This window comes from Sphingopyxis sp. SE2 (genome assembly GCF_032227185.1).
GTDB lineage: Bacteria > Pseudomonadota > Alphaproteobacteria > Sphingomonadales > Sphingomonadaceae > Sphingopyxis.
Genome location: NZ_JAPMXW010000001.1, coordinates 1,433,190 through 1,448,911 on the forward strand (window position 1 = coordinate 1,433,190; position 15,722 = coordinate 1,448,911).

The window sequence follows — 15,722 nt, forward strand, 5'->3', positions numbered from 1 at the left end:
CGGAGTCCGCCGTCAAGCACCGGACTCTAGGGATTCCGCGTGTCCAAATAGTTAATATGATGAGAACGAAACGAGTCTGACACACCATATGGAGTCGCTCGCGACTCGGAGACTCAACCACTGGTGGTGTGGCGATGAGGACTCACCGGCGAAATTTTTTCCTCTCCCCTTGGGGGAGAGGGATGTGAAGACTTGCCGGCTTGCCGGCTAGTCGGAGCTGGGTGAGGGTCTGATGGCGCAAATGCCCTCATCCAAGTCCGCCTAATCGCTTCGCGATAAGGCTGCCTATCCTTCTCCCCCAAGGGGAGAAGGACTTAGAGCCCCGGATCGACCCCCGTCAGTTCGATCGAGCGCATCCACAGCTCGCGCGCCAGCTTCAGGTCGCGCGCCATGCGCGTCGCGCGCGCCGGGCCCGACCGGCCCGTCACTTCACCCAGCCCCTGCGGCCCCAGATAGTCGCCGCCCTGCACATGCGCGCCCGTCGCCGCCTGCAACGTCGGCCACGCCCCCTGCGCCGCGCTGTTGAAGAAAGGCGACGCGAGCGGGGTCAATGCGCGCAGCGGCAACGGCAGGTGGCGCTGCAATTCGGTGAGCGCGACGCCGGGATGGCAGCCGATCGCCTGCGTCGCGCGGCCCGCGGCGCTCAATCGGCGGTCGAGCTCGAACATGAAGAGCAGGTTCGCAAGCTTGCTCATCTGGTAGCGCCCCCAGTTGTGATAGCCGCGCGACGCCGACAGGTCGCTGTAATCCATCGTCCCGCTCTTGTGCGCGATGCTGCCGGTGACGACGATGCGATCGTCGACATGGCCGTGGACCAGCCCGGTGAAGGCGAAGGTGCCGAGGTGATTGACCCCGAATTGCAGCTCGAAGCCCTGTTTCGTGAGCGTCCGGGGCGGGATCATGACCCCGGCATTGTTGACCAGCACGTCGATCCGCGGCCCCGCGACTATGGCCTTCGCGGCATCGCGGACCTGATCGAGATCGGCGAGATCGAGCGGCTGGAAGGACAGCTCGGCGCCCGGCACATCGGCCCGGATGCGGTTCATCGCCGCCTCGGCCTTGTCGCCGTCGCGGCAGGCGAGGACGACATGCGCGCCCCGCGCGGCGAGGATTCTCGACACTTCGAAACCGATACCGGCATTGGCGCCGGTGACAAGGAAACGCCGCCCCGTCTGCGCGGCGACATCGTCGGCCGAAAATCCCCTGCTCATCGCCGTTTCCCCTCTTAGGCTGTCGGGCGGTCAGACCAGCTGCATTTGTGCGACCGGAGCGAAACTGGTCCGATGGTGCGGCGTGGGGCCATGCTGACGCAGCGCCGCAAGATGATATGCCGTGCCATAGCCCATATTGGTCTCCCAGCCAAAGCCGGGATAATCGCGCGCCGCCGCGACCATGAAGCGGTCGCGATGCTCCTTCGCAAGGATGCTCGCGGCAGAGATGCACGGGTGCAGCGCGTCGCCGCCGATGATCGCGCGCGCGCTGTAACGCCATTTGGGCAGCCGGTTGCCGTCGACCAGCACCTCATGCGGATCGAACCCCAGCGCCTCGACCGCACGCGTCATCGCGAGGAAGGTCGCCTGCAATATGTTGATCCGGTCGATCTCGGCGACGGTCGCTTCGCCGACACTCCAGCGACAACGCGCCTTGATCTCGACTTCCAGCTCGCCGCGCCGCTTTGCCGTCAGCTTTTTGGAATCGTCGAGCCCGGCAATCCCGCCTTCGCACAGCAGCACCGCCGCCGCGACCACCGGCCCCGCCAGCGGTCCGCGCCCGGCCTCGTCGACCCCGACGATCATGAAATCCGCCACGGCGGATACCTCCGATATTCGGCCGCCTGATACAGGCACAGCCGGTTGCCCGCAGGGTCGGCCAGCCGCGCCTCGCGCCAGCCCCATGCCTCGTCCTTCGGCATCTGGTCGAAACGCACCCCGCGCCGCGCGAGATAGGCAACCCACGCATCGAGCGCGCCGCTCTCCAGATACGTCGTCGCGCCGCCCGCCGCGCCGTCGCCGGCATGGATCGACAGCGTCACGCCGTTCGCCGCCTCGAAGCGCGCGTAGCCATTGTCCGGGCTATCGACGATCTGGGTCAGCCCGAGTTGCTTGTAGAAAGCGACCGACACCGCATAATCGGTCGCGGGCAAGGTGATCTGGTTGAGCGCCGGCCCGGTGAACAGCCCGTCGTTGCGCACATATTGCTGCCCCATCGGGCCGTGCCCCGCGCCCAGCCCCGGCGCGCCATGCAGCGACAGCCGCACGAAATCGCGCGCGCGCGCGATCGCGGGCTCGAGCGGCATGCCCTGTGCGAGCCCGGTCGCGATCGCGCTCGCGAGCGTGCAGCCGGTGCCATGGCTGTGCGGCGTGTCGATCCGCGGCGCTTCCCAGCGCGCGACCTCGCCTTCGCCGGTTTCGAGCAGCCGGTCGGTCACGGTCTCGCCTTCGGCATGGCCGCCTTTGACGAGCAGCGAACAACCGTGCGCGAGCACCGCCTCCTCGCCGCCCAGGGCTTCGAGTTCGGGCAGGTTCGGCGTCGCGACCATCGCGCGATCGAGCAGGGCCTTGAACGCCGCGATCGTCGCCGCGTCGGCGAGCACCGACCCGCTCGACGCGATCATCACCGGATCGAACACCAGCGCCGCTTGCGCGAGGTCGGGCTGGGCAAGCCGATCCGCCACCGCGGCAGCGGTTTCTGCACTCCCGATCATGCCGATCTTGATCGCATCGACGCCGATGTCCGACGCGACGCTGTCGATCTGCGCGAGCACCATGTCGGTCGGCACCGGATGGACGCCCTGCACGCCCAGCGTGTTCTGCGCGGTGATCGCGGTGATCGCCGTCATCGCATGGCCGCCGAGCATCGTGACCGCCTTGATATCGGCCTGGGTCCCCGCGCCGCCGCCGCTATCCGACCCGGCGACAATCAGAACGCGTGCGGTCACGGTTCACCAACATAAGCATCGTCACCCCGGACTTGATCCGGGGTCCACGACGCCGGGGCAGCGGAGGATGCCGGATCAAGTCCGGCATGACGAAGGAAGAAATTGATCACCCCTTATACTTTCGCTCCGTCGAAGCCGGGAATTTCGCCAGCGCCGCGCCTTCGCGCAGCGGGCGGTCGAGCAGGTCGCCGCCGCAATTGGGGCAGCGCTCGTCGAGCTTGTCGGCGCAGTTCGCGCAGAAAGTGCATTCGAACGAGCAGATGAAGGCGCCGTGGATGTCGGCGGGCAGATCGCGTCCGCACTTTTCGCAATCGGGTCGCATTTCAAGCATGTCTGGATTCCTTAAAAGCCGTTCGCCCTGAGCTTGTCGAAGGGCCGTTCTTCCTCCCCGTCCATAGAGAAAAGAACGGCGCTTCGACAACCCCGGGTCCGGCCCGGGGACAAACGGGAGAGAGTTGATATTCAGGCCGCCGCCGCGCGCACCGCGTCGCAGATCATGTCGACGACCTGCTCGACTTGCCCGGCATCGTCGCCTTCGGCCATCACGCGGATCAGCGGTTCGGTGCCCGACGGGCGGATCACGAGGCGCCCGCGCCCATTGAGCGTCGCCTCGCCCTCGGCGATCGCCGCGACGACATCCTTGTGCTCGAGCGGCTTGCCGCCGGCAAAGCGAACATTCTTCAAAAGCTGCGGCACCGGGTCGAACCGGTGAAGCAGCTCGCTCGCGGGCTTCCCGGCCGCGACGAGTTCGGCGAGCACCTGCAATGCCGCGAGCGTGCCGTCGCCGGTCGTCGCATGGTCCGACAGGATCATATGCCCCGACTGTTCGCCGCCGACGTTGAAACCACCATCCTTCATGCGTTCGAGGACATAGCGATCGCCGACCTTGGTGCGCTCGAGCCGCAGTCCCTCGCCTTCCAGAAAACGTTCGAGGCCGAGGTTCGACATCACCGTCGCGACGACCCCGCCCCCCTTCAGCCGCCCCTGCCGCGCCCAGCTCGCGCCGATCAGCCCCATGATCTGGTCGCCGTCGATAATCGTCCCCTTTTCGTCGACGACGATCAGCCGGTCGGCGTCGCCGTCGAGCGCGATGCCGATATCGGCGCCGCTCGCGACCACCGTTTCCTGCAGCAGCGCGGGCGCGGTCGATCCGCATTTATCGTTGATGTTGGTGCCATTGGGCTCAACCCCGATCGCGACGACGTCGGCGCCCAGCTCCCAAAACACCGTCGGCGCGCTGTTGTACGCCGCGCCATTGGCGCAATCGAGCACGATACGCAGCCCGTCGAGGCGCACCGATTCGGGCAGGCTCTGTTTCACCGCGTGGATATAGCGCCCGCGCGCGTCGTCGATCCGCTTGGCCCGGCCGATATGCGCCGCATCGGCCAGCTTCGGCTCGACGGTCAGCAGATGCTCGATCTGCGCCTCGTCCTCGTCGGACAATTTATATCCGTCGGGCCCGAACAGCTTGATCCCGTTGTCCTGATAGGGATTGTGGCTCGCGGAGATCATCACGCCCAGGTCGGCGCGCATCGAGCGCGTGAGCATCGCGATCGCCGGGGTCGGCATCGGGCCGACCTGGACGACATCCATGCCGACGCTGGTAAAGCCCGCGACGAGCGCGTTTTCGAGCATATAGCCCGACAATCGCGTGTCCTTGCCGATCACGACGCGATGCTTGTGGTCGCCGCGCAGGAAATGCGCGCCCGCCGCCATGCCGACACGCATCGCGACCTCCGCCGTCATCGGAGCCCGGTTGGTCAGGCCGCGAATCCCGTCGGTTCCGAAAAATTTGCGCATCGTCCCTCTGCTATCTGACCATCGACCGGCAAATGCCTGCCCCGGCTTCCCACGGGATGGCCCCCGCGGAGCATTTCCCGGCCCAAAAACCGGTTCCCGTTTCTTTCGGGAGGTGCTCTAAGTCACCCTCTTTTGCTTGGCAAGCTGGCCAGAATAATCGCCGGGAGAATCCGCTTTGAAATCCGCTTGGTTCATTCTCTCGGCGCTGGTCGCCGGCATGTTGCTCGGGATCGGCGTCGAGATGGTCTCGGTCGAATGGGGAACGGCATCGCTGCCCTATGTCGAATGGATCGGCCTGCTGTGGCTCAACGCACTCAAGATGACGATCATCCCGTTGATCGTCGCACTCCTCGTAACGGGCATCACCGCGACGGCCGATGCCGCGCGGGCGGGCAAACTGGCCGGCCGTGCGGTGGCGATCTTCGTCGGCGCAAACCTGGTCGCCGGGCTGATGACCTTGGTGGTGCTCCCGCTTCTGCTCCGCGCCTTCCCCATGTCCGCCGCCGCCGCCGAGGGGTTGCGTCATGGGCTCGGCGGCTCGACCGAGGCCGTGCCGTCGCCCACCTTCACCGATTTTGTCCTCGGCCTCATCCCGACCAATCCGATCGCCGCGGCGGCCGACACATCGATTCTCCCGCTCATCGTTTTCACGACAATTTTCGCTTTCGCGATCAGCCGTGTAGGCAGCGCCGAGCGCGCAACCCTGTCGGGCTTCTTCAAGGCGCTGGGCGATGCGATGCTCGTCGTCATCGGATGGGTGCTGGCGCTCGCGCCGCTCGGGGTTTTCGCGCTCGGCTATGCGCTCGCGATCAAGGCCGGGGTCGCCGCGTTCGGCGGGCTCGTCCATTATGTGCTGATGCTTTCGGCGATCGGCGCCTGCACCATCATCCTTGGCCTCGCTCTCGCAATGTTCGTCGTCGGGGTGCCCCTGCCACGCTTCGTGCGCGCGATGGTGCCGACCTTCGCCGTCGCGATCAGCACGCAAAGCTCGCTCGCCAGCCTGCCCGCGATGCTGAAATCGTCGGAGGAACTCGGCGTCGACCCGAAAAAGGCCGATATCGTCCTGCCGCTCGCGGTCGCATTGTTCCGTTTCACCAGCCCGGCGATGAACCTCGCGGTCGTTGTCTATATCGCGTGGCTGTTCGGCGTCGAACTGACGCCGTGGGAGATGGCGGTGGGGCTTGCGGTCGCGCTCGCCGCGGCGCTCTCTTCGGTCAGCCTGCCCGGCTCGATCAGTTTCGTGACCTCGATAGCGCCGATCGCGATCGCGATGGGCGTCCCCGTCGCGCCTTTGGGGCTGCTCGTCGCGGTCGAGACTTTTCCCGACATCTTCCGGACACTCGGCAATGTTATCGGCGACGTCGCCGCGACGAAATATGCCGCCGACGGCGTCGAAAATGAAGCAGTAGGAGAAACGCCATGAAATATCGCAAGCTCGGCCACGGCCTCGAAGTTTCGGCGATCGGCATCGGCTGCATGCCGATGATCCGCGGCGGCAACATCCTTTATGGCGAGGCCCCCGACTTGGGCGAATCGACGCGCACGATCCACCGCGCGATCGACCTTGGCGTGACCTTTTTCGACACCGCGCAAATCTATGGCCCGTTCAGCAACGAGGAATTGCTGGGCGAAGCGATCCGCGGCAAGCGCAACGGGCTGGTCATCGCGACCAAATTCGGCTTCCGCTTCGAAGGCAAGCAGATCATCGGCGTCGACGGCTCGCCCGCGAACGCCCGCGCCGCGTGCGAAGGCTCGCTCCAGCGGCTCGGCATCGACACAATCGATCTTTTCTACCAGCACCGCGTCGACCCCAATGTGCCGATCGAGGAGACCGTCGGCGGCATGATGGAGCTGGTGAAGGAGGGCAAGGTCCGCCACATCGCGCTCTCCGAAGCCGGGCCCGAAACGCTCCGCCGCGCCGCAAAGGCCGCGCCGATCGCCGCATTGCAAAGCGAATATTCGATCTGGGAACGCGATATCGAGGACGAGATCCTTCCCGTCTGCCGCGAGCATGGCATCGGCTTCGTCCCCTATTCGCCGCTCGGGCGCGGGTTCCTCGCGGGCGCGGTGCGCAGCCGCGACGAACTTCCCGAAAGCGACTGGCGCCGGAACGACCCGCGTTATTCGGACGAGAATCTTCCCGCCAACCTCGCGATCGTCGATGCGATCGGCGCGGTGGCGGACAAGCATGGCGTGTCGAAAGCGCGGGTCGCGCTCGCCTGGCTGCTCGCGCAAGGCGACGACATCGTGCCCATCCCCGGCACCAAACGCCGCGCGACGATGGAGGACAGCGTCGCCGCCGCCGACGTCACGCTCACCGCCGAAGATCTCGCCGCGATCGACGCCGCCGCGCCCAAGGGCGGCACCAGCGGCCCGCGCTATGGCGAACAGGGGATGCGGATGGTGCGGCTGTGATCTTGTAGCGGGTCGTGGCGGCTGGCGACCGAACCTAGCCGTCGCCTCCGCGAAGGCGGGGGCCGCTGTCGTTTTACACAATGCCGCTGAGTAAGGCCGCTAGCGGCCCCCGCCTTCGCGGGGGCGACGGTTGTGGAATGTCCGCTCTCCACCCCAAAACAGACGTCCCCCTCGCGCACCGCACACAAGGCTTACCCCCGCAAGGCAAACCCGCTAGCGTCGCCCCCATGCACCAGATTCTCGCCTCGCTCGCCCTCGTCCTGACCAGCACCGCCGCCGCCCACGCGCAAACGATCGACGGCGCGGTCGAGGGCGATGCGATCCTTCAGGATTTCACCTTCGCGACCGGCGAAAAACTGCCCGAGCTCAAGATCCATTACACCACGCTCGGCACGCCGCGGCGCGATGCCAAGGGCGATGTCACCAACGCGGTGATGATCCTCCACGGCACCGGCGGGACCGGAAAGCAATTCTTCCAGCCGCAATTCGCGAACGAGCTGTTCGGCCCCGGGCAGCCGATCGATGCCGGCAAATATTACATCATCCTGCCCGACAATATCGGCCATGGCGGCTCGTCGAAGCCGAGCGATGGGCTGCGCATGAAATTCCCGCGCTATGATTACACCGACATGGTCGCCGCGCAGTATCGGATGCTCACCGAAAAGCTCGGCGTGAAGAAATTGGAGCTGATCCTCGGCACCTCGATGGGCTGCATGCACGCCTTCATGTGGGGAACGACGCGCCCCGGCTTCGCCGAAAAGCTCGCGCCCTTCGCCTGCCTGCCGGTCGAGATCGCGGGGCAGAACCGCATGTGGCGGACGCTGTCGATCGACGCGATCAAGGCCGACCCGATATGGAACGGCGGCGATTACAAGGAACCACCCGCTGCGGGCCTGCGCACCGCCGCTTCGCTCGTCCTGATCGCGGGCGCCAATCCCTATGCGCTGCAGGCGCAATATCCGACGCGCGAAGCCGCCGAACAATATAAGGATCAGGCCTTCGCGCGCGCCTATGGCCGCAATGACGCCAATGACGCGATCTACCAGCTCGACAGCTCGCGGACCTATAATCCCTGGCGGGATCTCGAAAAGATCGAGGTGCCCGTCCTGTGGATCAACTCGGCCGACGATTTCATCAACCCGCCCGCCTATGGCATCACCGAAAAGGCGACCCCGCGCATGAAGCGGGCGAAGTTCATCCTCATCCCGGCGAGCGCAGAAACCAAGGGTCATGGCACCCACACATGGGCGAAATTCTGGAAGGATGATCTCGCCAAGCTGATGGCGGAATAGGGCCGCCGCGCCTTCGCCGCTATGGCGAAGTTGGGTTTGCGGCGTCCCAAGCTTCTATCCCTTCCCCAATTCCCGCAAAACCGTTAGTGCGCGCCCATGATCCTCGTCATCGACAATTATGACAGCTTCACTTTCAACCTCGTTCACTATCTGATCGAGCTTGGTGCCGACGTGCGCGTCGAGCGCAACGACGCGCTTACCGCGGCGCAGGCGCTGGCGACCGGCGCCGACGCGATCCTGATCTCGCCCGGCCCCTGCACCCCGAACGAAGCGGGCATCAGCCTCGACCTCGTCGCCGCCTGCGCCGACGCGCGGCGCCCGCTGCTCGGCGTGTGCCTCGGTCATCAGGCGATCGGCCAGCATTTCGGCGGCACGGTGCAGCGCGGCCACCTGATGCACGGCAAGACCTCGCCCGTCTGCCACGACGGCAGCGGGCTTTACGCGGGCCTGCCCTCGCCCTTTCAGGCGACGCGCTACCACAGCCTCGAGGTTGTCGACATTCCCGAAAGCCTCGTCATCAACGCGACGAGCGACGACGGCGCCGTCATGGGTTTCCGCCACGCCGACCTCCCGATCCACGGCGTCCAGTTCCACCCCGAAAGCATCGCGACCGAACATGGTCATGCGATGCTCGCCAATTTCCTGAAGATCGCGGGATTGCCGGTCGGCGAACGGCAGGCGGCATGAGCCGCTTCGGCCCGTTCCCCGACCCCTCGGAGCTGCTGGGGCACGACGAGGCGGCGGGCGCCTTCGCGACGATGCTCGACGGCGGCGCGACCGACGAGCAAGTCACCCAATTTCTGATCGCGCTCTCCGACCGCGGCGAAACGATGGTTGAAATCGCCGCCGCCGCGCAGGCGATGCGCGAGCGGCTGATCCCGATCGACGCCCCCGCCGGCGCGATCGACGTCTGCGGCACCGGCGGCGACGGCCATCATACGCTCAACGTCTCGACCGCCGTGTCGATCGTCGTCGCGGCATGCGAGGTTCCGGTCGCAAAGCATGGGAATCGCGCCGCTTCCTCGAAATCCGGCGCCGCCGACACGCTGGAAGCATTGGGCCTCGACATGGAGCGCGCCGACCGCCAGGCGCAGGAACAGCTCGCCGATCTCGGTATCTGCTTCCTCTTCGCCGGAACGCGCCATCCTGCGATGAAGCGCATCATGCCGATCCGCCGGGCGATCGGGCGGCGGACGATCTTCAACCTGATGGGGCCGCTCGCCAACCCCGCGCGCGTCACGCGCCAGCTCGTCGGCATCGCGCGCCCCGCCTATGTCCCCGTCTATGCCGAGGCGCTGCACCGGCTCGGCACCGATCATTCGCGCGTCATTTCGGGCGACGAGGGGCTCGACGAGCTGTCGCTCGCGGGCGGCAACGAGGTCGCGGTGGTGACGCCCGAAGGCGTGCGGATGCAGCGCAGCGTCGCCGCCGATGCCGGGCTCCCGACGCGCGCGCTCGCCGAAATCCGCGGCGGCGATGCCGAATATAATGCGAAAGCGCTTCGCGGCCTGCTGCAAGGCGAGCCCGGCGCCTATCGCGACGCGGTGCTCTACAATGCCGCCGAGGCGCTCGTCGTCGCGGGCGCCGCCGAAACCTTGTTCGAAGGCGTCGAGGAAGCCGCCGAGGCGATCGACAAGGGTCTTGCCAACGCGCTGCTCAATTGCTGGATCGCCTATAAATGAACAAGCTAACCCAGATACTTGCGACCAAGGCCGAAGAAGTCGCCGAACGCCGCGCGGCACGGTCCTTTTCCGATCTCGACGCCGTCGACGCCGGCCCGGTGCGCGGCTTCGCCAAGGCGTTACAGGCGAAGATCGACGCCGGCGGCTTCGCCCTGATCGCCGAAATCAAGAAAGCATCGCCTTCCAAGGGACTGATAAGGGCGGACTTCAACCCGGCGGAGCACGCCCGGGCCTATGCCGGGGGCGGTGCCGCCTGCCTGTCGGTGCTCACCGACGCGCCCTGGTTTCAGGGGCATGAGGATTATCTCGTCGCCGCGCGCGCCGCCTGCGCGCTTCCCGCGCTGCGCAAGGATTTCATGGTCGATCCGTGGCAGGCGGCCGAAGCGCGCGCGATCGGTGCCGACGCGATCCTGATCATCGTCGCCGCGCTCGACGACGGCGTGATGCAGGAGATCGAAGCCGCCGCCTCCGATCGCGGCATGGACGTCCTCGTCGAGGTCCACGACGAAGCCGAACTCGACCGCGCGCTCACGCGGCTCAAATCGCGCCTGATCGGCGTCAACAACCGCGACCTCCGCACCTTCGAAACCGACCTCGCGGTCACCGAACGCCTCGCAAAGCTGGTCCCGCCGGGCACGTTGCTCGTCGGCGAAAGCGGCATCGCGAGCCACGCCGATTGCGCAAGACTGGCCGAAAGCGGCGTCAAAACCTTCCTCGTCGGCGAAAGCCTGATGCGCCAGGATGACGTCACGGTGGCAACGAGGGCGCTGCTGGAGGGCTGACGTTCGCTTTGGGGTGGGAACTGCTATTGCCGATCCTCCCTGTCGCGAAGCGATGGGGAGGGGGACCGCCGCGAAGCGGTGGTGGAGGGGCCGCAACCTCGCACTATTAGCCCCTCCGTCAGCGCTACGCCGCTGCCACCTCCCCATGGCTTCGCCACAGGGAGGATTAAAACTGCAAACGCTTTGCTGCCATTGCTCTTGCCTTTCCCCCGCCGCCTTGCTTCCGTCCTCCCGCAATGACACTCAAACCGACTCATCTCGACGAGACCGGCGCCGCGCATATGGTCGATGTCGGCGGCAAGCCCGTAACGCAGCGCCGTGCGGTCGCCGGCGGGCGCATCGCCATGTCCCCGGAGGCGCTCGAAGCGATCCGCAGCGGCAATGCGCCCAAGGGCGATGTCCTCTCGACCGCGCGCATCGCCGGGATCATGGCCGCGAAGCGCACGTCCGACCTTATCCCGCTCTGTCACCCGCTCGCGCTGACCAAGGTCGGCGTCGATTTTACGTGGGAAGAGGGTGGCATCGCGGTGACTGCTGTCGCACAGACAACCGGCCAGACGGGGGTCGAAATGGAGGCGCTCACCGCCGCCTCGGTCGCGCTTCTCACCCTCTACGACATGGCGAAGGCGCTCGACCGCGCGATGATCCTCGGCGACATCCGCCTCCTCGAAAAGAGCGGCGGCCGCTCGGGCGACTGGCGCGCCGAATGAGCGGACTGCTCGCCGTCGAGGACGCACAGGCGCGGCTCCTCGCGCTGCGCGACCCCATCGTCAGCGAAAATATCGCCTTTTCCGAATCGCTTGGGCGCCATCTTTCATCCGATGTCGTCGCGCTGCGCGACCAGCCCGCGGCGCCGCTCTCCGCCATGGACGGCTACGCGATCCGCTTTGATGACCTGCCCGGCCCGTGGACCGTCATCGGCGAAAGCGCCGCGGGCGCCGCGCCCGACCGCGCCGTGGGTCCGGGCGAGGCGATGCGCATCTTCACCGGGGCGATGCTTCCTGCCGGCGCCGACACCGTCATCGTTCAGGAGGATGTCGCACGCGAAGGCGACGCGTTGACGCTGACGCGCGACGGCCCCGGCGCGCGCGGCCGCCATGTTCGCGCGCGCGCCGCCGATTTCGCCGCCGGCGACTGCCTTCTCCCTGCAGGCACGCGCCTGACGCCCGGCGCGATCGCGGCGGCGGCGATGAGCGGTGCGGGAGAACTCGCCGTCGGCCGCCGTCCGCGCGTCGCGATCGTGACGACCGGCGACGAGCTTGTCCGGCCCGGACGTCCGCTCGCGCCCGGCCAGATCCCCGACAGCAACGGCGTCATGCTCGCCGCGATGCTCGCGGGCGAAGCCGATGACGCCGTCCTCGCGCATCATCTTCCCGACGATCGCGCGAAACTCGCCAGCGCGCTCAAGGAGTTGGCACGACGTCACGACGTCATCGTCACCGTCGGCGGCGCGTCGGTCGGCGATCACGACCATGTTCGCGGCGCGCTGGGCGACGCCGGCGGGCGGCTCGATTTCTGGAAGATCGCCATGAAGCCCGGCAAGCCGCTGATCGCCGGCACGCTCGGCGACGCCGTCCTGCTCGGCCTGCCCGGCAACCCCTCGTCGGCCTTCGTCACCGCGACCTTGTTCCTGTTGCCGCTCGTCCGCCATCTCGCCGGCGCGGGCACTCCCTTGCCGCCCGTGCATCGCGCGCCGCTCGCCGCGCCGCTCGGCGAAGGCGGTACGCGCCGCGATTACCTCCGCGCGCGACTCGAAAACGGCCGCCTGACGCCGATGATCGGACAGGAAAGCGGCCGCACGCTTCCGCTCGCCGCGGCCAATGCGCTGCTGATCCGCGAGATCGGCACGCCCGCGCGCGATGCCGGGGCGATGGCGGACTATATCGTCATCGCTTGACAAGTTCCGATTTGTTCCACTATCGTTCTCAATATGTCCGATACGGCATCATGGAGAACGACCGATGTTGACCGCGAAGCAGCATGAACTGCTCCACTTCATCCAGCAGCGCCTCGACGCGAGCGGCATCTCGCCCTCGTTCGAGGAGATGAAGGAGGCGCTCGGCCTCAAGTCGAAATCGGGCATACACCGGCTGATAAGCGCCTTGGAAGAAAGGGGTTTTCTCCGCCGCCTACCCAACCGCGCGCGCGCGCTCGAAGTGCTCAAGGTACCCGAAGCGGCGAAGCCCGCCGTGCGCAACGATCGCGACAATATCGTCCCGCTGCGCAAGAGCCCGCCCGCGATCCGGCCGATCGCGGCGAACGACATCGTCGAAGTGCCGCTGCACGGCAAGATCGCCGCCGGCGTGCCGATCGAGGCGTTCGAGGATCACAACAATCTCGCCGTCCCCGCGGCGCTGCTCGGCTCGGGCGAACATTATGCGCTCGAAGTCTCCGGCGATTCGATGGTCGAGGCGGGCATCTTCGACGGCGACTATGCGCTGATCCAGAAAGCGAGCACCGCGCGCGAGGGCGACATCGTCGTCGCGCTCGTCGACGGGCAGGACGCGACGCTCAAATATTTCCGCCGCGAAGGCCAGATGATCCGGCTCGACCCCGCGAACAGCGCCTATGAGCCGCAACGCTACCCCGCCGAGCGCGTCATCGTGCAAGGGCGTTTGTCGGGACTGCTTCGTCGTTACCACTAAGCTGCTGCGGACGCCGCCACGGATGCTCGTCGCCCACGCGAAGCGCGGCCACGGCTTCCGGCGCTTCGCCCAGATAGATCGCCAGCCCGCCGGTTTCGGCAAGGCTGTCGCGGTCGATCGTCATCCAGCGCACCACGCATTCGTGCGGTAACCAGCGGTCGCTGATCACGACGTCGGCGGCGGCGCAGGCGGCGGCCATGTCAGCCCCCTCGATCCGGTCGCGCCCGTGCGACGCCAGTATGATGCGCCGCGCACTGCCCTCACCCTGCGCCCAGCGGCAGAAATCGCGATTGCATTCGACATAGTCGAGCTCGGCCAATGCCAGAAGCGGCGCGTCAACCCCGGCCGCCTCGGCGACGGTATCGCGGACATAATCGCCCGCCCGGTCGCGCAGCAGCGCGTAGCCGCCATCGGGGAGCGCGGCGGCGATATGCCGCCCGTCGCCGGTGACGAGCAGATCGGGGCGCGGCGCGGCGAGCAGCGTCGCCATCCCGATGATCAGCGGCACCGCCCCGGCGCGGCGCCAGCGCGTCTGCCACAGTAGCAGCCACAGCCCGCCGAAGACCGCGAGAGCGAAACCCCAGCGCGGAAAGTTCGGCATCGTCGCGACCGCGCCCGGCGCGTTGGCGACGCCGTGCGCCAGCGCGATCAGCGCGCGCAGCGCCTGTTCGGCCACCCACCAAAAGGGCGCGCCCAGCCCCACGCTGTCGAACAGCAGCGCGAGCGCCTCCGCCGGCATGATGACAAAGGTCGTCAGCGGGATCGCGACGACATTGGCGAGCGCGCCGTAAAGCCCCGCCTTGTGGAAATGGAACAGCGCGATCGGCGCCAGCGCGACTTCGACGACGAGGCCCGTGATCAGCAATCCGGCGATCCCGCGCCCCAGCCGGAATAGCCACGGCTCCTCGCGGCGTGCCATGAATGCCCGCATCGGCCGGCTCTCGTGCAGCGCGATGATCGCCGTGACCGCGGCAAAGCTCAGCTGAAAACTCGGCCCCGCCAAGGCTTCGGGCCGCCAGAGCAATACGATCAACGCACCCGCCGCGACGAGCCGCAGCGTCAGCGCCTCGCGCCCCATCAGGAAGGCGACGAGCACGAGCAGCGCCGCGATGAACGAGCGCAAGGTCGGCACTTCGGCGCCGGCAAGCAGCGTATAGCCTCCGCCCGCGAGCGCCCCCGCCGCCGCCGCGAGCGGCAGGGCAAGGCCCGCGAGCGCCAGCCGTCGGTTGAGCGCCAGCAAGCGCATCCCCAGCAGCATGGCAAAACCGACCACCGCGGTCACATGCAGCCCGCTGATCGACAGCAGATGCGCGAGGCCGCTGCGGCGCATCGCCTCCTCGTCGGCCTCGGAAATCGCGCCGCGGTCGCCGGTCACCAGCGCCGCCGCGATGCCGCCCGCCGAGCCTGCAACCTCGCCCTGGATATGCGCGCTCAGCCGTGCGCGCAGCGGCGGCGCGGCGGCTTCCTTCCCCGGCACGCGGGACACCTCGCCCAATATCGTCCCGACCGCGCCGATTCCGTCGAACCAGGCGCGCTGGGCAAAATCATAGCCGCCGGGCAGGCTCGCGGTCGGCGGCGGCATCAACCGCGCGCGGACGCCAATCGTTTCGCCGTCGGCAAGCTCCGCCGCCTGTTCGGCGCGCAGCGTCAGGCGCACGCGCGGCGGCAGGTCGCTCCGCCGCTGCGGCAGCGCGAGGATGCGGACCTGCCCCTTTGCCGGAAGCGGCTCGACGCGCTCGACGATGGCCGAAAAGCTCGTCGTTACCGGCGCCGCGAGCACGGGCGCCGCGACCCACAGCGCGCGGGCCCAGATCAGCAGGATTCCTGCCGCCGCGGCCCCGCTCCCGACGGCAAGCGCGCGGCCGAGCCGGCTGTGCCAGCCGACGAGCAAGCCGAACAACAGGACCGCCGCCAGCGCGAGCAACAGCCCGATCCAATGCGCATGCGCGGGCAAGGCGAACCAGGCGGCGATCCCCGCGCCCAATGCGACGGGGAGCCAAAGCCCGATCCGCTCGCGCTCGGCTTCGAGCCGCGCTTCGAGCGCTTCGCGCATCCGTTGCAGGACAGCCGCGCGGCGCGTCGAAATGGGCGTTTGAAGCGGACTTGTCGCCATGCTAGGGGCACCCCCGATCCCCGTCCAACAGGGCGGCAAAGTGAGTGAAAGAGGC

Annotated in this window: 15 protein-coding genes; 9 read left to right on the forward strand and 6 right to left on the reverse strand. The window is 67.4% G+C overall.

Features of this window, described 5'->3' with window-relative positions; all coding sequences use genetic code 11:
* Window positions 1-314: 314 nt before the first annotated feature.
* The 5 genes from OVY29_RS06845 to glmM form a co-directional block, all read right to left on the reverse strand.
* On the reverse strand, window positions 315-1,211 hold the full coding sequence (locus tag OVY29_RS06845) for an oxidoreductase (protein WP_037556747.1): 897 nt from the start codon (window positions 1,209-1,211) through the stop codon (window positions 315-317).
* Window positions 1,212-1,241: 30 nt separating this feature from the next.
* Window positions 1,242-1,796, reverse strand: coding sequence for a ribonuclease HII (locus OVY29_RS06850; RefSeq protein ID WP_037556745.1), 555 nt, complete (start codon window positions 1,794-1,796; stop codon window positions 1,242-1,244).
* The gene (gene thiD, locus OVY29_RS06855) at window positions 1,793-2,938 is read right to left on the reverse strand and encodes a bifunctional hydroxymethylpyrimidine kinase/phosphomethylpyrimidine kinase (RefSeq protein ID WP_313911130.1); all 1,146 of its coding nucleotides are present in this window, start codon (window positions 2,936-2,938) and stop codon (window positions 1,793-1,795) included. The genes OVY29_RS06850 and thiD overlap by 4 nt, the downstream gene beginning before the upstream one ends.
* A gap of 106 nt (window positions 2,939-3,044) precedes the next feature.
* Entirely contained in the window at window positions 3,045-3,269 is a 225-nt protein-coding gene (locus tag OVY29_RS06860; protein WP_037556743.1) for a DUF1272 domain-containing protein, read from the reverse strand.
* 131 nt (window positions 3,270-3,400) lie between these two features.
* Window positions 3,401-4,738 (reverse strand): phosphoglucosamine mutase, encoded by a 1,338-nt coding sequence (gene glmM, locus OVY29_RS06865; protein ID WP_037556742.1) that lies wholly within the window; start codon window positions 4,736-4,738, stop codon window positions 3,401-3,403.
* A 175-nt stretch (window positions 4,739-4,913) separates the two neighbouring features.
* Between glmM and OVY29_RS06870 the strand changes: the two genes are divergently transcribed.
* From OVY29_RS06870 to lexA, 9 genes are all read left to right on the forward strand, one after another.
* A complete protein-coding gene (locus OVY29_RS06870; RefSeq protein ID WP_037556741.1) occupies window positions 4,914-6,161 on the forward strand; it encodes a dicarboxylate/amino acid:cation symporter in 1,248 nt (415 codons plus the stop codon).
* Entirely contained in the window at window positions 6,158-7,153 is a 996-nt protein-coding gene (locus OVY29_RS06875) for an aldo/keto reductase (protein ID WP_313911131.1), read from the forward strand. Before OVY29_RS06870 ends, OVY29_RS06875 begins: the two co-directional genes overlap by 4 nt.
* Window positions 7,154-7,380: 227 nt before the next feature.
* Window positions 7,381-8,445: an alpha/beta fold hydrolase gene (locus OVY29_RS06880; protein ID WP_313911132.1), complete on the forward strand. Its 1,065-nt coding sequence runs from the start codon at window positions 7,381-7,383 to the stop codon at window positions 8,443-8,445.
* Between the two features lie 96 nt (window positions 8,446-8,541).
* Window positions 8,542-9,132 (forward strand): anthranilate synthase component II, encoded by a 591-nt coding sequence (locus OVY29_RS06885; protein ID WP_037556738.1) that lies wholly within the window; start codon window positions 8,542-8,544, stop codon window positions 9,130-9,132.
* Entirely contained in the window at window positions 9,129-10,127 is a 999-nt protein-coding gene (trpD, locus tag OVY29_RS06890; protein ID WP_037556737.1) for an anthranilate phosphoribosyltransferase, read from the forward strand. The genes OVY29_RS06885 and trpD overlap by 4 nt, the downstream gene beginning before the upstream one ends.
* The gene (trpC, locus tag OVY29_RS06895; protein WP_037556735.1) at window positions 10,124-10,909 is read left to right on the forward strand and encodes an indole-3-glycerol phosphate synthase TrpC; all 786 of its coding nucleotides are present in this window, start codon (window positions 10,124-10,126) and stop codon (window positions 10,907-10,909) included. Before trpD ends, trpC begins: the two co-directional genes overlap by 4 nt.
* Before the next feature lie 236 nt (window positions 10,910-11,145).
* Complete coding sequence (moaC, locus tag OVY29_RS06900; protein ID WP_037556734.1) at window positions 11,146-11,619, forward strand: cyclic pyranopterin monophosphate synthase MoaC; 474 nt, start codon at window positions 11,146-11,148, stop codon at window positions 11,617-11,619.
* Window positions 11,616-12,806 (forward strand): gephyrin-like molybdotransferase Glp, encoded by a 1,191-nt coding sequence (glp, locus tag OVY29_RS06905; protein ID WP_037556733.1) that lies wholly within the window; start codon window positions 11,616-11,618, stop codon window positions 12,804-12,806. Before moaC ends, glp begins: the two co-directional genes overlap by 4 nt.
* A 64-nt stretch (window positions 12,807-12,870) precedes the next feature.
* Window positions 12,871-13,554 carry a transcriptional repressor LexA gene (gene lexA, locus OVY29_RS06910; RefSeq protein ID WP_037556732.1) on the forward strand — a complete coding sequence of 228 codons (684 nt, stop codon included), beginning with the start codon at window positions 12,871-12,873 and terminating at the stop codon, window positions 13,552-13,554.
* Here lexA and OVY29_RS06915 read toward each other — a convergent pair.
* A complete protein-coding gene (locus OVY29_RS06915) occupies window positions 13,508-15,667 on the reverse strand; it encodes a ComEC/Rec2 family competence protein (protein ID WP_037556731.1) in 2,160 nt (719 codons plus the stop codon). The genes lexA and OVY29_RS06915 overlap by 47 nt on opposite strands.
* Window positions 15,668-15,722: the final 55 nt, after the last annotated feature.

Excerpts from the sequence above, each read along its gene's own strand:
- OVY29_RS06845 (WP_037556747.1), bottom strand. The coding sequence starts at position 1,211 with ATGAGCAGGGGATTTTCGGCCGACGATGTCGCCGCGCAGACGGGGCGG.
- OVY29_RS06850 (WP_037556745.1), bottom strand. The coding sequence starts at position 1,796 with ATGATCGTCGGGGTCGACGAGGCCGGGCGCGGACCGCTGGCGGGGCCG.
- OVY29_RS06860 (WP_037556743.1), bottom strand. The coding sequence starts at position 3,269 with ATGCTTGAAATGCGACCCGATTGCGAAAAGTGCGGACGCGATCTGCCC.
- glmM (WP_037556742.1), bottom strand. The coding sequence starts at position 4,738 with ATGCGCAAATTTTTCGGAACCGACGGGATTCGCGGCCTGACCAACCGG.
- OVY29_RS06875 (WP_313911131.1), top strand. The coding sequence starts at position 6,158 with ATGAAATATCGCAAGCTCGGCCACGGCCTCGAAGTTTCGGCGATCGGC.
- OVY29_RS06880 (WP_313911132.1), top strand. The coding sequence starts at position 7,381 with ATGCACCAGATTCTCGCCTCGCTCGCCCTCGTCCTGACCAGCACCGCC.
- OVY29_RS06885 (WP_037556738.1), top strand. The coding sequence starts at position 8,542 with ATGATCCTCGTCATCGACAATTATGACAGCTTCACTTTCAACCTCGTT.
- trpD (WP_037556737.1), top strand. The coding sequence starts at position 9,129 with ATGAGCCGCTTCGGCCCGTTCCCCGACCCCTCGGAGCTGCTGGGGCAC.
- trpC (WP_037556735.1), top strand. The coding sequence starts at position 10,124 with ATGAACAAGCTAACCCAGATACTTGCGACCAAGGCCGAAGAAGTCGCC.
- moaC (WP_037556734.1), top strand. The coding sequence starts at position 11,146 with ATGACACTCAAACCGACTCATCTCGACGAGACCGGCGCCGCGCATATG.
- glp (WP_037556733.1), top strand. The coding sequence starts at position 11,616 with ATGAGCGGACTGCTCGCCGTCGAGGACGCACAGGCGCGGCTCCTCGCG.
- lexA (WP_037556732.1), top strand. The coding sequence starts at position 12,871 with ATGTTGACCGCGAAGCAGCATGAACTGCTCCACTTCATCCAGCAGCGC.
- OVY29_RS06915 (WP_037556731.1), bottom strand. The coding sequence starts at position 15,667 with ATGGCGACAAGTCCGCTTCAAACGCCCATTTCGACGCGCCGCGCGGCT.